The organism is Martelella mediterranea (assembly GCF_004342225.1).
GTDB lineage: Bacteria > Pseudomonadota > Alphaproteobacteria > Rhizobiales > Rhizobiaceae > Martelella > Martelella mediterranea_B.
On the sequence record NZ_SMAR01000001.1, the window covers coordinates 114,513 to 129,432 of the forward strand.

General features: G+C 55.3%; 11 protein-coding genes. 3 read left to right on the forward strand and 8 right to left on the reverse strand.

The window, feature by feature from the left end; all coding sequences use genetic code 11:
• Window positions 1-49 precede the first annotated feature (49 nt).
• Window positions 50-1,831 carry a DUF4422 domain-containing protein gene (locus EDC90_RS00515; protein WP_132307415.1) on the forward strand — a complete coding sequence of 594 codons (1,782 nt, stop codon included), beginning with the start codon at window positions 50-52 and terminating at the stop codon, window positions 1,829-1,831.
• Window positions 1,832-1,893: 62 nt separating this feature from the next.
• Here EDC90_RS00515 and EDC90_RS00520 read toward each other — a convergent pair whose 3' ends face one another.
• The 4 genes from EDC90_RS00520 to EDC90_RS00535 all read right to left on the reverse strand — a co-directional run bounded on the left by EDC90_RS00520 (window position 1,894) and on the right by EDC90_RS00535 (window position 6,861).
• Window positions 1,894-2,592 carry an LrgB family protein gene (locus tag EDC90_RS00520; protein WP_132307417.1) on the reverse strand — a complete coding sequence of 233 codons (699 nt, stop codon included), beginning with the start codon at window positions 2,590-2,592 and terminating at the stop codon, window positions 1,894-1,896.
• On the reverse strand, window positions 2,589-3,035 hold the full coding sequence (locus tag EDC90_RS00525; RefSeq protein ID WP_132307419.1) for a CidA/LrgA family protein: 447 nt from the start codon (window positions 3,033-3,035) through the stop codon (window positions 2,589-2,591). The genes EDC90_RS00520 and EDC90_RS00525 overlap by 4 nt, the downstream gene beginning before the upstream one ends.
• 104 nt (window positions 3,036-3,139) lie before the next feature.
• Entirely contained in the window at window positions 3,140-5,305 is a 2,166-nt protein-coding gene (locus EDC90_RS00530; protein WP_132307421.1) for a transglycosylase domain-containing protein, read from the reverse strand.
• A 167-nt stretch (window positions 5,306-5,472) separates the two neighbouring features.
• Window positions 5,473-6,861: a dipeptidase gene (locus EDC90_RS00535; RefSeq protein WP_132307424.1), complete on the reverse strand. Its 1,389-nt coding sequence runs from the start codon at window positions 6,859-6,861 to the stop codon at window positions 5,473-5,475.
• 474 nt (window positions 6,862-7,335) lie between these two features.
• Between EDC90_RS00535 and polA the strand changes: the two genes are divergently transcribed.
• On the forward strand, window positions 7,336-10,305 hold the full coding sequence (gene polA, locus EDC90_RS00540; RefSeq protein WP_132307426.1) for a DNA polymerase I: 2,970 nt from the start codon (window positions 7,336-7,338) through the stop codon (window positions 10,303-10,305).
• A 193-nt stretch (window positions 10,306-10,498) separates the two neighbouring features.
• Window positions 10,499-10,843: a DMT family transporter gene (locus EDC90_RS00545; protein ID WP_132307428.1), complete on the forward strand. Its 345-nt coding sequence runs from the start codon at window positions 10,499-10,501 to the stop codon at window positions 10,841-10,843.
• Window positions 10,844-10,877: 34 nt separating this feature from the next.
• On the opposite strand, the gene phnN is transcribed toward EDC90_RS00545, so the two are convergent.
• The 4 genes from phnN to phnE form a co-directional block, all read right to left on the reverse strand.
• Window positions 10,878-11,453, reverse strand: a complete 576-nt coding sequence (phnN, locus tag EDC90_RS00550) for a phosphonate metabolism protein/1,5-bisphosphokinase (PRPP-forming) PhnN (protein WP_165972696.1) — start codon at window positions 11,451-11,453, stop codon at window positions 10,878-10,880.
• 5 nt (window positions 11,454-11,458) lie between these two features.
• On the reverse strand, window positions 11,459-12,598 hold the full coding sequence (locus EDC90_RS00555) for an alpha-D-ribose 1-methylphosphonate 5-triphosphate diphosphatase (protein WP_132307430.1): 1,140 nt from the start codon (window positions 12,596-12,598) through the stop codon (window positions 11,459-11,461).
• A gap of 11 nt (window positions 12,599-12,609) precedes the next feature.
• A complete protein-coding gene (locus tag EDC90_RS00560) occupies window positions 12,610-13,305 on the reverse strand; it encodes a DUF1045 domain-containing protein (protein ID WP_132307432.1) in 696 nt (231 codons plus the stop codon).
• Between the two features lie 90 nt (window positions 13,306-13,395).
• Entirely contained in the window at window positions 13,396-14,919 is a 1,524-nt protein-coding gene (gene phnE / locus EDC90_RS00565; RefSeq protein ID WP_132307434.1) for a phosphonate ABC transporter, permease protein PhnE, read from the reverse strand.
• Between the last annotated feature and the right edge of the window lies 1 nt (window position 14,920).

The window sequence follows — 14,920 nt, forward strand, 5'->3', positions numbered from 1 at the left end:
TTATTTCAAAGAAGAAAGCCGGTCACGTTTCGGCATTGGTGCAGCGTCTATGATTTCGAAGAAGATCTTTATCTCGGTTGTCTATTTCAAGCCCGCGCCATTGGTCCAAACGGAATACCTCAACCCTGTGCAGGCCGGCAAAGCGCTTGGCCGCTATGACGTTGAAGGTGCGATTGGTGATGATAACGGGAAAAATATCTCGGAAAAGAATGTCAGCTGGAACGAACTGACGGCTCTCTACTGGATGCGTCATAACGTTGACGCGGACTATTACGGCCTGATGCATTATCGCAGGCTCATGGTTTTTGCCGAGAAAAAGCCGAAAGCCGTTACATTTTCAGATATTACCGAGCGTGAATTTGAGCGATACGGCTGGAACGACGCGCTGATCGAAAAGGCTTGTGAAAGCGCGGACATTCTCACGCCGCCGGTTCGGGATATCTATCTGCCGGGCATGCCGGAAGTTTTGATGACGGCCGGTGAATTTTACGCGCATCAGCATCATAGCCGGGATATGGATATTCTGGAGGCGGTCGTCAAAGAGCGTTCGCCGGAAATCTATCCCTATTTTGTCGATATGCTGGTGGGGCGGAAGATTTTCTTCAACAGCATCACGGTTATGCGAAAGCCCTTCTTTGAAGAATACAGCGACTGGCTTTTTGATATTCTGGAAGAGGTGGAGAAGCGGAGCGACACAAGCGACTACGACAGTTATCAGTCACGTATCTGGGGTTTTTTGGCCGAGTATCTTGCAAATGTTTACGTCTCTTATGCCAAGTTCGTCCACGGAGCAAAGGTGCGTGAATGCCCTTTGACATGGGGTGTAAGGCAAAGGCCAGCGGTTGCTCCCGAGACCGTCTTGTCTCAGGCGCGGACGAAAGCTGAGAGCAAGCGCGTCGCAAAAGTAATTGATGAAAACGACGGAATTAATGTGGTTCTGGCCGTTGATGACAACTACATTCCGCATGCGTCTGTCACAATACTTTCTGCGATTCGGACCTCATCGACGCCCAATCAGCTTCGTTTTTTCATATTAAATGGCCGGAGTGTTTCAGGCGACAACCGCACGAAGCTTAAAAAGCTGGCTGAAAATGAAGGGGCAAGGCTAACCTTCCTTGATATTGACGACCGTGACCTCCGTTGGCTGCCGTTGAACCGGGACTATATTTCGATCGCAACCTATTACCGGCTTGTGATGCATGCCTATCTTCCCGAAACGGTCAAAAAGGCTATTTATCTTGATGCCGATACGATCGTTATCGATCCTATCGAAGAACTCTGGTCCACCAGTATGGACGGGCATCCTGTTGCCGGTGCTCCCGATGATGCGGGCTTTCTGCAGGCAAGACGGCTTCAGCTGACGAGCCACCACCGCTATTTCAATGCCGGAATTATGCTTTTCGATATCGCGAAGTTCAGGGCTATGGATCTTCAGAACGAGATCATTTCGGCGTTCAGAAAGCACGGAGCCTATATCGTCTCACAGGATCAGGATATTCTGAATATTCTGTTTGAGCAGAACACGAAGATGCTGCATCTGCGCTGGAATGCCGGGTCGCGGATTTATCGGGCCAACCCGCTTGAGCCGTCTTACGATGAGCAGGAAGCATTTGAGGCGGCCAGCGATCCGGCGATTGTGCATTTCACCGACAAGCGCAAGCCGTGGCATCTGAAATGCACACATCCCTTGACCGAGCTATACTGGGACTACCGGAATGAAACGCCATGGGCCGAGACCCAGGCCGAACGCGTAAAACGCAAGACTGTATACTGGCTTCGCCGCCATCTGCGCGCCCGCGACCGGCGGTTTGACAGCAAGCTCGGGCGGTAGTGCAGCTTCCGCCCGCCAAAGCCTCTGGCAAGACCGCTGAAGCCGTGATCTGGTTGTTTATACTATAGCAGAAGAAGCCTTAGAAACGGGGCGGCGAGCACATTGACGACGCCGACCAGAACCATGACAAGGCCTGCGACGGAGCTTTCTTCCTGGCCGATCTCGGTGGCTTTGGCGACACCCGCGCCGTGTGCTCCCATGCCGAACAGTGCACCGCGTGCAAGCGCTGAGCGCAGAGGCAGAAAGCGAATAAGTGCTTCGCCAATCAGTGCGCCTGAAACACCGGTGATGACAACGAAAACAGCAGTCAGGTCCGGAACGCCGCCAATATCCTCCGACACTTCCATGGCAAACGGTGTGCTGAAAGAGCGTGGCAACAGGCTTAACCGCAGGCTTTCATCCAGACCGAGCCATGATGCCAGCCCCCAGGCGGTCAGCATGGCCGTGCCGCTTCCGGCAAGCACACCGAAAATGAGAACCGGCCAGTATCGCCGGATCATGGCGCGCTGTTCATAAATGGGCAGGGCAAAGGCCACCGTCGCCGGTCCCAGCATCAAAACCAGCCAGTGCGTTGCGTGGATATAGCCAGCATAATTTTGATGCAGTATCAGCGCCACGACGATCAGAAGACCCGGAGTGACCAGAAGCGGCGCGGTCAAAGCGGATGGAAAGCGCCGGTTCAGCCGTTTTGCAATCATGTAAAAGGCGATGGTCAGAACAGACCAGAAGGCCGTTGCCGCAATCGTTTCAAGCAGGCTCATGGCCGGGGCTTCTCAAGCCGGGCCATCATGCGGAACCCGAAGTCCACAGCCAGCGCGGTAGTGACCATGACGCAGATGACACCAACCAGGATCACTGCGAGGACTTTTACCCCCGTCATGCCAAGGAATTCAGGGTGATCAAGAACGGCGAGAACAGCCGGCACGAAGAACAGCAACAGCTCTGCCAGAAACCAGCGCGCACCGCGGCGAATACTTGCCGTTTTAACAATGCCGACCGTCAATGCGCCAAGAAGGGCAAAGAGCCCGATGACGCTTCCAGGAATCGGCAATCCCATATGGCGGGCGAGCGCGTCGCAGATAAACCAGATCGCAACAAGCACGGCAATCTGTGCGACACCGCTTTGGCGCAATTTCCGTCTGACGATCAGTGAAGGTTTATGAAGAGCAACTGTATAAGGCAGGATTTGGGGCGAGCGCAGCATCGAAGTGTCCTTTGAAAAGACACTATAAAATTATCTGTCAGCAAATGAAATTGAACAGTAAGCATGGGCAATATGCTGAAACAGCATAGCTAACATGATGAATATCAGCCGCCGCCGAACAGTTGCAGTATTCCGCGTCGCTTCTGTTGTTCCGGTGCTGGTTGTGCCTCTCCAACCGAGCCTGGCGGAACGGGCATTCCATCATTTCCGGTACTGGCATTGGTGCCGCTTTTGTTGTTTCCGTTCAGCCGTCCCAAAAGCTCGACCAGCGTTGTGCCGTTGCCATTGTCGCCGGAACTGTTTGGACGGGCGGGGGCCGGTTCGATCAGTTTGCCACCCCCATAAAGCGGTTTCGGCTTCAGACCCTGATGTGCTTCGGCCATGAAATCATGCCAGACTTCAGCCGGAAGCCGTCCGCCGGTCACATTTCTCATCGGCGAATTGTCATCGTTTCCGAGCCAGACACCGGCTGTAAGGTTCGAGGTGAAACCGACGAAAAGCGCATCGCGGGAGGACTGGGTTGTTCCGGTCTTGCCTGCGACCTGCCAGCCGGGAATTTGTGCATTATGGCCTGTACCCTCGGTGACAACCCGCATCAGCATTCCGTTCATATTGGCCGCAACCTGCGGCGAGAGAACCCGCGGCGGATTGGCATAGTCTGCCTTGTAAAGCGGCTTGCCCTTCGTCGTTTCAATGCTCGAAATCAAGTAGGGCGTTGCCTTGAACCCGCCATTCATGAAGGCGGTATAGGCACCGGTCAGCTCCAGAAGTGTGACTTCTGACGTGCCAAGCGCAAGCGAGGCATTGGCGGTTATATCGGATTCGATGCCCAGTTTGTGCGCCAGCTTGACCACTTCTTCCGGACTGGCTTCCATCACCAGCTGGGCAGCGATCGTATTGACCGATTCCGCCAGTGCCTCGGTCAGCAGCATCGGCCCTGCATAGGTTTTCTCATAGTTTTCAGGAGTCCAGTCGCCGATGCGGATGGGTGCATCATTGCGCACTGAGCTTGGGTGATCCCCGATTTCCAGAGCTTTGGCATAAACGAAGGGCTTGAAGGCCGAGCCGGGCTGGCGCTTGGCAACGGCTGCACGGTTATACTGGCTCTTGGCATAATCCCGTCCACCGACAATGGCACGGATTGCCCCTGTTGCATCAAGGGCGACAAGAGCGCCCTGGCCAACGCGGTCCTTCTTGCCGTTTTTATCGAGCGCATTCTTCAGGCTGGTTTCCGCATCACGTTCAAGGCCGGGATCGAGGGTCGTGTGCACCACGATATCGGTTTCAACCTTCCCGACGAGGTCAGGCAAGTCCTGCATCACCATATCGGCGGCGTAATGCTCAGCGCCAGACCAGTAGCTCGGAGCTTTTTTCGGCTCGCGAGCCATAGCGGTTGCCATGTCGCTATCGCTGATCATGTTCTGATCGTGCATTGCGCCGAGAACCACCTGTGCACGGGACTCTGCTGCTTGCGGGTCGCGCGCCGGCGAAAGCCTGGAAGGGGCTTTCAACAATCCAGCCAGAAGTGCTGCTTCCCCCAGCGTCACATCGCGGGCGGATTTATCGAAATAGCGCTGGGAGGCGGCCTCAACGCCATAGGCGCCGGAGCCGAAATAGACCCGGTTCAGGTACATCGCCAGGATCTGGTCCTTGGTGTATTTGTGCTCCAGCCAGAGCGCCATCAGCGCTTCCTGAACCTTGCGTTCCAGCGTCTGGGCGTGGGTCAGCAACACATTCTTGGCCAGTTGCTGGGTCAGCGTAGAGCCGCCCTGAACGACATCGCCATGCATGATGTTTGTAACCATTGCCCGGGCGAGGCCGATCGGGTCCACGCCGAAATGCGAATAGAAACGCCGGTCCTCAATGGCGACAACGGCCATCGGGATATAGGGTGACATTTCGTTGATGGAGAGCGCTTCACCGCCATTGGCACCGCGATTGGCGATCAGCGAGCCGTCATTGGCAACGATTTTCACATTGGGTGCTCGGTCGGGAATGGCCCATTCATCGACCGGTGGCAGCTTCGCGCCATAATAGATGATGATCCCTGCAACAACGATCCCGCCCCAGATGGCGGCAACACATCCCCAGTAAAAGACAAAGCGGACAGACCGGCCGAAAACGCCGCGCTTTGGTCGTCTCGTGCTCGTTCTTCTCGCGCTGGCAGTGCTGACCTTGCCGGATTTCTTTTTCGCAGGCTTTCTGGACGCCGCTGTTTTTCCGGACAGGGACGGTTCGGTCTTGCTGCGGTTCTTTTTCTTTCCGGCCATCGGCGACGTCGCCTCGAATCTTCCGTTCAGTGCTGATCCTAGATGGATCATTTTAAGTTCATATTAAGGCGAGGCTGCTGTCTCTATCTTCGGAAGCTAAATGACCATTTGTAAAGTTAACAGAAGCTGAAGGCCGGCATTTTGCCGGCCTCTGCCTGTCTGAGCTGTTATTTCGCCAGCGCATTCATGATGCGAATCCACGAGCGAATGCCCTTGTGGAAAGAGTTCATCTCATATTTTTCGTTCGGCGAATGAATCCGGTCATCATTCAGGCCGAAGCCAACCAGAAGCGAATCCATGCCAAGTTTTGACTGAAAATCGCCCACGATCGGGATCGAGCCACCCATGCCGATGACAACAGCCGGTTTGGGCCATTCGTCGCTGAGTGCCCCTTGAGCCTTTTTCAGGAAGGGTGCGTTGTAATCAAGCTGAATGGCGGGTGAGCCGCCATGGGGGTGGAAGTCTACCTTGCAGTCGTCCGGCAGTTTGGACTGAACATAGGCCCGGAAATTTTCGCGGATTTTCGCCGGATCCTGCTTGCCCACAAGACGGAATGAAACCTTTGCTGAAGCCTGAGCGGCGATCACGGTCTTGAAGCCGTCGCCAGTGTAGCCCCCGGCGACGCCGTTTACTTCTGCTGTCGGACGTGCCCAGGTCAGTTCCAATGCCGAATAACCTTTTTCGCCGGCAGGCACGGAAAGTCCGATTTCGCCCAGAAAACGCTCATCGGTTTCACCAAGCGCTTCCCATGTTTTCTTCACGTCTTCCGGCGTTTCTTCAACACCGTCATAAAAACCGGGCAGTGTCACACGGCCGTTTTCGTCATGCAGACCAGCCAGAATGTCGGCCAGAATGTGAATCGGGTTGGCCGCAGCACCCCCGAAGAAGCCTGAATGCAGGTCGCGGTCTGCAGCCGTGATGACCACTTCATCGCCAACGAGGCCGCGTAGTGTCGCTGCAATTGCAGGCGTTTCACGATCCCACATGCCGGTGTCGCAAACCAGGGCAAAGTCGGCTTTTACGAGGTCTCCATGCTCTTCCAAAAAGGCTGGCAGCGAGGGGGAGCCGGATTCTTCCTCACCTTCAAACATGATGGTGATTTTCAAAGGCAGCTCGCCTTCTTCTTCGCGATAGGCTCTGCAGGCTTGCAAAAAGGTCATCAACTGGCCCTTGTCATCGGAAGAGCCGCGCCCGGTTATGATCTTGCGGCCTTGACCCATATCCTTGATTTTCGGATCGAAAGGCTCGTCATCCCACAGGTTCAGGGGATCCACTGGCTGAACGTCATAGTGGCCATAAAACAGCACATGCGGCGCATTTTCCGGCGCATTTTCGCTGGTGGCAACGATGATCGGATGCCCCTTTGTTTTATGTGCTGTTGCCATGAAGCCCAGTGTCTTCAACTCATCGACCAGCCAGTTTGCAGCGGCGGTGCAGTCCTTCTTGTATGCCGGATCGGTCGAGATCGACGGTATGCGAAGGAGGTCAAAAAGCTTATCCAGACTGGAAGGAAGGTTGTCGTCGGCGCGTTTTAAAAGCGCATTCAGGTCGCTCATCGTAAACCTCGATCTAAGTGCAATAAAGAAAGCTATAACTGCGGCAACATAGGCCAAGCGCTACCGGAATGAAACGGTGGCATGTTGTCAGGCATTAAAGAATTATTTCTGATCTTTTTGGGAGATTTGGTCAAAATATAACCGCCATGGCCTGGAGGGGGGCGGGCCATGGCGGTACTTTAGTGGACAAAGGCCGGAGAGGGGGGATGGAGCCTTTGTCCTTTTGTCTGATGAGGCGGGGGACGAGCCTCTATCAGGCATCGGCGTTTTCGTGCGCCGTTGATTTGTATTTGTACTTCGAAATGTGTCGATTCAAGGGAAACGCAGCTGCGTTTCGTTACAAATCGGTAATAAACTCATGCTTTGTCGCTTTTTTCTGCGATTTCCGGTTTTGACGCGCATCAAAATGGACATGACGGTGATATCAAAGCTTTGTGATGGACGTTTTCGGGCGCTCGGGTTATGCCTTCTGCCATGAAAAAAGACGACCACATTTTCCTGATCGACGGCTCGGGCTTCATTTTCCGCGCCTTTCATGCGTTGCCGCCTTTAACGCGCAAATCCGACGGCTTGCCGGTTGGTGCGGTTTCGGGTTTCTGCAATATGCTCTGGAAGCTTTTGACACAGGCGCGCGATACATCTGTGGGCGTAACGCCGACACATCTGGCTGTGATCTTTGATTTCTCATCGAAGACTTTCCGCAAGGAGATCTACCCCGAATATAAGGCGCATCGTCCACCGCCGCCGGAAGATCTGGTGCCGCAGTTCGCGCTGATTCGCGAGGCAACGCGGGCATTCAATCTACCCTGTATCGAGATGGAAGGTTATGAGGCCGACGATATTATCGCGACCTATGCTGATCTGGCGGTGAAAGCCGGCGCTGAAGCAACCATCATTTCTTCTGACAAGGATCTGATGCAGCTGGTTGGGCCAAAGGTCCATATGTATGACGGCATGAAAGACCGACAGATCGGTGTTGCTGAAGTCATCGAGAAATGGGGCGTGCCACCGGAAAAGATGATCGATCTTCAGTCGTTGACCGGCGATTCAGTGGACAATGTTCCCGGCGTTCCGGGCATTGGGCCGAAAACGGCGGCGACACTGCTTGAAGAGTTTGGCGATCTCGACACACTTCTGGAGAAGGCCGAGACGATAAAGCAGAAGAAACGACGCGAGAATATCGTGGCTAACAAGGATCTGGTGAAGGTTTCGCGTGAACTGGTGACGCTGAAGCGCGATTGCCCGGTTGAACTGGATCTCGATTCGCTGGCACTGGATGATCAGGATGGTCCGAAGCTGGTCGCATTTTTGAAGGCGATGAGTTTCAATTCGCTGACGCGCCGTGTTGCGGAGGCGACGGGTACGGAAGCATCTGAGATTGAACCGGCAGATGTCAGCGTTGAATGGGGCGCGGATGCGCATGGCCCCGATCTCGATACCGGCGATGCAGATACCGAAGCATCATCTGCATCCGCGCCAAAAGCGAATGAGCCCAGCTTAAGCGGAGAAGCGACCGCGGCGGCGCTCGCCCAAGCGCGGGCTGAGCGTTTTTCCTCGCTGCCGATTGATAACAAGGCCTATGTGACCATTCGCGATCTCGATACGCTGGCAGCCTGGGTTGATGCAGCCCGCGATAAGGGATTGTGTGCGTTTGACACTGAGACCACATCTCTGGATGCGATGCAGGCAGAACTCGTCGGTTTTTCACTCGCGCTTTATGATGAAGACGCTGAAGACGACAAGCAGGTCATTCGCGCTGCCTATATTCCTCTGGCGCACAAAAGCGGACAAGGCGATCTTCTCGGTGGCGGGCTGGCAGAAGGACAGATCCCGTTTGACGATGCACTGGCGACGCTAAAAGAGCTGCTTGAAGATGAGGCTGTTCTCAAGGTCGCGCAGAACCTCAAATATGATTATCTCGTCATGCTGCGTTATGGCATTGCCGTGAAAGCCTTCGATGACACGATGCTTCTGTCTTATGTGCTGGATTCCGGCATGGGCGGTCATGGCATGGATGCGCTTTCGGAAAAATGGCTGGGTCACAAGCCGATTCCCTACAAGGAGGTCGCCGGTTCCGGAAAGTCGATGATCACATTCGATTATGTCGATATCGACCGCGCCACCGCTTATGCGGCAGAGGATGCCGATGTCACCCTGCGCCTTTGGCTGGTGCTGAAGCCACGGCTGATAGCAGAACGTGTGGCCACGGTTTATGAGCGGCTGGAACGGCCCTTACTTCCGGTTCTGGCGCGCATGGAAGAGCGTGGAATATCCGTCGACCGTCAGATTTTGTCCCGGCTTTCCGGCGAGCTGGCGCAGCGCGCCGCCGCTTATGAAGACGAGATTTATGAGCTGGCGGACGAGAAATTCAATATCGGCTCGCCCAAGCAGCTGGGCGAAATCCTGTTCGGCAAGATGGGTTTGCCCGGAGGCAAGAAAACCAAGAGCGGACAGTGGTCAACATCGGTGCAGGTGCTGGATGATCTGGCGGCTGAAGGACATCCGCTGCCCTCCAAGATCGTTGAATGGCGTCAGGTCTCGAAGCTGAAGTCAACTTATACGGATGCGTTGCCGGGCTATATTCATCCTGAGGACAAGCGGGTTCATACATCTTACTCGCTGGCCGCGACCACGACAGGGCGTCTGTCTTCATCGGAGCCGAACCTTCAGAATATTCCGGTGCGTACAGCCGATGGTCGCAAGATCAGAACCGCCTTTGTCGCCAACAAGGGCCACAAGCTGCTATCGGCTGACTACAGCCAGATCGAACTGCGCGTTCTGGCCCATGTTGCCGATATCGCTCAACTGAAACAGGCGTTCGCCGATGGGATCGACATTCATGCGATGACAGCTTCGGAAATGTTCGGCGTGCCGGTGGAAGGCATGCCCGGTGAGGTGCGCCGCCGTGCCAAGGCGATCAACTTTGGCATCATTTACGGTATTTCCGCATTCGGGCTTGCCAATCAGCTTGGTATCGAACGTTCAGAAGCAAGCGAATATATCAAACGCTATTTCGAGCGCTTTCCAGGTATCAAGGACTATATGGAAGCCACGAAGGCGCAGGCCCGCGATCATGGTTTCGTCGAGACTATTTTTGGGCGTCGCATCCATTATCCGGAGATCAGGTCATCCAATCATCAGGTGCGCAGCTTCAATGAGCGTGCGGCAATCAATGCGCCAATTCAGGGCTCGGCGGCAGATGTGATCCGCCGCGCCATGATCCGTGTGGAGCCGGCGCTTGTTGAGGCAGGCCTCGGCGATCAGGTCAAGATGTTGCTACAGGTGCATGACGAACTGATTTTCGAAATTGAAGATGCCGCTGTCGATCAGGCCAGGGATCTGATCGTCTCCGTGATGGAGAATGCGTCGATGCCTGCTGTTTCCATGGCCGTGCCGCTCCAGGTCGATGCCCGCGCTGCACTGAACTGGGACGAGGCCCACTAGAGCGCCGTGCATCCATTCGGATGCACAACGGACGCTCTGGCCTATTGAATCTAAGCATCGTGCTTTCCGAAAATCGATTCCGGTTTTGGGCCGATGCTATAGAGCATTTGGCAGTCAGACGGAAACAACTGAGGTTTGCGAAACGGCGACAGCGTTAGCAAAAGCGATATTTTAACGAATAAAGGACTTCACAATGAACCCGGCAATCGCGGCTTATAGCGCACTTGGTTTTGCAATCGTCTGCGAGGTGATCGGTTCGACCCTGCTGCAGAAATCCGAGGGATTTTCCCGGCTTTTGCCGACGCTTGGTGTGGTCGTATTTTACCTTGTGGCTTTCTTCTGCCTTTCGCAGGCGCTGAAGGTCATTCCACTGGGTATCGCCTATGCGATCTGGGCCGGGCTGGGCATTGTACTAACGGCCATGATCAGCGTTTTCTATCTGAAACAGAATCTTGATCTGGCCGGAGCGATCGGAATCGCGATGATCATTGGTGGCGTGGTGGTGATGAACCTGTTTTCCAGCGCCACTGGTCACTGAGAAAACCCGCGAAGGGCAGAGGCTTGATACTGCCCTACCGATCTGCGGTCAGGGCAGCCTTGATGACGGCAATGAGCCTGTCTCCTGCGTCTTCCAGCGCGCCGGAATTGTCGATGGTAACAACATCGAAATCGCCACGCACATCCATGGTCGAACGGGCGAGGCGCCGCAAAATGTCGTCGCGGCTTTCGCGTCCACGTGCTTCCAACCGCGCTGCCAGAATCTCTGGCCGTGCCGTGACGTTGATGACGGTCAGATGACCAAAGGCTTCCTGAAAAAGCGGCAGGGCAGAGCGCGACCCGTTGCAGATTGCTATGCCGCCGGAAAGGACGAAATCGCGGATTTCAGCTGGAATGCCGTATTTCAGGCCGTGAGCTGCCCAAGAAACGGCGAATGCGCCGTCAGCTTCTGATTGATCAAAAGCCGCCATTGTCATGGTCGCATGGTCTTCTGTCGTGCCATCGCAGGGGCGGGTGATGACGCGGCGGACCGGCTGAACCTTTTCTTCTCCATCGAAATGATCGAGCGTGTGATTGATGAGGCTGTCTTTGCCTGCACCGCTCGGGCCGACCACAACAATGATCCGCCCGCTTTCTTTCCTCTCAGCCATGGCGATTAAGCCACGCGCTTTCCACCGCGCCAGACGGCGCGCGTGACCGGAACGCCTTCCGGGCGGTAAACCCGGACCAGATCGGCGCGCAGACCCGGTGCGATGCGACCGCGATCATCAAGGCTCACCGAACGCGCAGGTGTTGACGTGACCATGCGCAGTGCTTCCGGCAAACTGATTTCCTCGACTTCATCAGAAAGGACGAAAGGTGCGTAGAGCAGCGACAGCGGTACGTAATCCGACGAGAGAACATCGAGAACCTTGTGTCTGGCAAGATCTCGGGCTGCGATATTGCCGGAATGCGATTTGCCGCGCACCACATTCGGCGCGCCCATCAGCACTGAAAGCCCGGCGCCATGTGAGGCTTTTGCTGCATCCAGTGTCGTTGGAAATTCTGCAACCTTGACGCCGTGGTCCAGCGCCTCCTGAACGTGGGCCGGTGTGGCGTCATCATGTGAGGCTACAGTGATGCCTCGGGCTTCGCAGTGATCGGCGATCATGCGACGGTGCTTATCTGCATATTTCGCTGAAGCGTCCTGACGGCGTTTGACGAACTCTTCAAACTGCGTGTCGGTCAGGCCACGTTTGGTCTTGTAGTAAAGGGTATATTGCGAAATGTCGGTGAACTGCCGCTGCCCCGGCGCATGATCCATCAGCGATGCCAGTTTCACATGCGGGTCGTTTTCGAAATCGGAGAAGTGTTCGATCACGTCAGCGGAAGAAACCTCGCAACGCAGATGCAGAAAATGCTGGGCGCGAAGCCGGTCTTCGTCTTCTGCGGTGCGGATGGCATCGGCCATATCGCGCATTTCGCCAGCCTGAAAGCCGCCATCTTCATCGGAGCCCATGCGCAGGCAGTCAAATACGGTCGTGATACCCGATGTGACGATCTGTGCATCGTGGGCCTGAACGGCTGCGATCTTGTTCCAGCGCACGCCAGGGCGCGGCGAATAGTGCCCCTCAAGATGGTCGGTATGCAATTCCACCAGGCCGGGAATGAGGTAATCGCCGCCAAAATCCTCGCCGTTTGCTACTTTGCCTTCAGAAATGTCGGCAATCTTGCCGTCGCGGATGACAAGCGTTCCGTCGAGAATGGAATCTTCGAGGACGATCTTGGCGTTGGTCAGAACAGTTTCAGCAGTCATTCTCGTATCTTTCAATCAGCGCCGCCGGATAGCGGCTGCCAGCGGTGGATGGTGAAGGGCGCACCCCGGTCTTCTTCAACGAAAAGGCCGAGACCCGAAATCGTCAGCGGCTTGCCCGCAAACGGTGCGAAATAGGCTTCCAGTTCTTTCTGGATGGCGAGGCGGTCCGTGCCCTGAACGCTGCCGGTCAGTGTCATATGAAAACGGAATTCATCAAAAACATAAGGATAGCCCCACTGCATGAGGTGGTCGCGCTGAACTTCCGTTAACGCTTCCGGCTTGCGGCGGGCAATTTCTTCTTCCGTCAAAGGCGCGCGCATCGGCTCAAAATATTCAACCGCGTGGGCGGCAAAGCTTTGAAGCTTTTCAGATGGTTGGGCTGGCACCAGCGCAAAGAATGAGCCGAGCTGGCCAATCTGGATTTCAGGAAGATCGAAAGCCTGCTGCTGACGGCAAAAAACATCGAAAGCTGCAACCAGTGCCGAAGACGTGAAGTTCTCTGCCAGACGGAACGGCGCTTTCAGCGTTGCGTGGAAGCCGTAGCGTGCAGGTGCTGCGGTAATCGCGCTCATGCGCCCTGGCTGCACGGCAATGGTTTGAGGGTAGGGAACGTTTTCACCGGTAAACGCATTATAGCCAAGCCACTGATTAACGGCAACAGTCAGCGGATCATCTTCGGCGGGTGTAAAATAAACAGCGTATCGCAACGGGACTTCCTCAAAAACGGCATTGACGGACGTCGAAACCTGACGGGATTCGACGGTTCAGACAAGTGCGACTGTACCTGCCTGAAAGGATCAATGCCGGTCGGCGTTATGAGTTCCCATTAAACGTGACCGCAGGGCGTTAGAAATGTGGTCGAACAGGAACACAACGAGCAGAATCAGAACCACCATATAAGCGACATTCTCCCAGTCGGAGTTTGTACGCATCGATTCCCACAATTTCAGCCCGATACCACCGGCGCCCACAGCGCCGATAATGGTGGCTGAACGTGTATTCGATTCCCAGAAGTAGAGCGCCTGCGAACAAAAGACCGGCAGAACCTGCGGCAGCACGCCAAAGCGCTGAACTGCAAGCGGCGGAGCGCCGACCGATTTGACGCCTTCGCGCTGCTTGTCATCAATGTTTTCAAGCGCCTCGGAGTAAAGCTTGCCGAGCGTGCCGGTGTCGGTGAAGAAAATTGCCGAAATACCGGCAAGCGGTCCGGGGCCGAAGGCGCGGGTGAAGAACAGCGCCCAGATAAACATATCGACCGAGCGCAGGAAGTCGAAAAACCGCTTTGTCAGCTGGTTCACGGGCTTGTTGCGCGTGATGTTGCGTGCAGCGATAAAGGACAGTGGAAACGCCAGAATGCCTGCAAATAATGTGCCGACAAAGGCCATGACGATGGTTTGCAGCAGCTTGGTCCAGACATCGAGATGCTGCCATGACGGATTATAAAGGAAATCGTTGGCAGCGAGCTTCCAGTTGCTCATTGCAGGGTCCAGCCTCTCGGATGAGAAAAGATGGCTTACAACCTGGCCGAATGTCATGCCAAAATAGTCGGAATTTGTGTCGAAGAAGAAGTTTTCCCAGCCCAGAAACCGCTTGTGAACGATGATCTTGTCGTCGCGGATTTCGACATATCCATCAAAGCCGAACCAGGCGTAAACCTTGGCGCCCGGACGGGCCTGCTCCAGCCACGCAGGCAGATCGCTTTCCGGATAAACCCCGTCATCATGGACGAGCGCCAGAGTGACGGTTTCTTTGCCGCGCGTCACGCGAACGGATTCCGGCAGGACTTCGACGATCTTCCGCTTGCCAATCACGATATTGGCGCTGGTAACGACATTTTCCGTTACGGTTTCTGTGGTCGGGCCGGTATCAGCCGCCGGGTCACCCTGTGCACCTGCGTTTTCAGGTGCCACGAACATGAATGAGCCGGACGATGAAGATGAGGTGGAGGGTGCCGAAGATGAGCCGCCGGTTTCAATCGTGCGGGTCATGGTCTCGCTGGTGGAGGTCAGCCAGGCCGGGTCGGGATTCTCGCCGAGCGGCGAAAAGCGCGGATACTTAATGCTCATCGCGCCATCAGCCTCGATCTCGATTGTCGGGCGGGCTTCCCATGAGACCCAGTCAGCCAGATAATTTCCGGCAATCGCCCAGTTGGCGGAGCCAAGCACTGCACCAACGGAGAAAAACCACCAGCAGAACGCCAGATAAAGTACCGCCCCAGCCACAAGCGAGAGCGAGCGGATGCGCGATTTCATTGAACCGTGCATCAGTTCAGGGTGGCGCGCGGCGATGGCTTCCATTTCAGAGGCATCGATAACGGACATG

Coding starts and splice junctions, on each gene's coding strand:
- EDC90_RS00535 (WP_132307424.1), bottom strand. CDS start 6,861: ATGAGCGACCTGAATGCGCTTTTAAAACGCGCCGACGACAACCTTCCT.
- polA (WP_132307426.1), top strand. CDS start 7,336: ATGAAAAAAGACGACCACATTTTCCTGATCGACGGCTCGGGCTTCATT.
- EDC90_RS00555 (WP_132307430.1), bottom strand. CDS start 12,598: ATGACTGCTGAAACTGTTCTGACCAACGCCAAGATCGTCCTCGAAGAT.
- EDC90_RS00520 (WP_132307417.1), bottom strand. CDS start 2,592: ATGAGCCTGCTTGAAACGATTGCGGCAACGGCCTTCTGGTCTGTTCTG.
- phnE (WP_132307434.1), bottom strand. CDS start 14,919: ATGTCCGTTATCGATGCCTCTGAAATGGAAGCCATCGCCGCGCGCCAC.
- phnN (WP_165972696.1), bottom strand. CDS start 11,453: ATGGCTGAGAGGAAAGAAAGCGGGCGGATCATTGTTGTGGTCGGCCCG.
- EDC90_RS00530 (WP_132307421.1), bottom strand. CDS start 5,305: ATGGCCGGAAAGAAAAAGAACCGCAGCAAGACCGAACCGTCCCTGTCC.
- EDC90_RS00525 (WP_132307419.1), bottom strand. CDS start 3,035: ATGCTGCGCTCGCCCCAAATCCTGCCTTATACAGTTGCTCTTCATAAA.
- EDC90_RS00545 (WP_132307428.1), top strand. CDS start 10,499: ATGAACCCGGCAATCGCGGCTTATAGCGCACTTGGTTTTGCAATCGTC.
- EDC90_RS00515 (WP_132307415.1), top strand. CDS start 50: ATGATTTCGAAGAAGATCTTTATCTCGGTTGTCTATTTCAAGCCCGCG.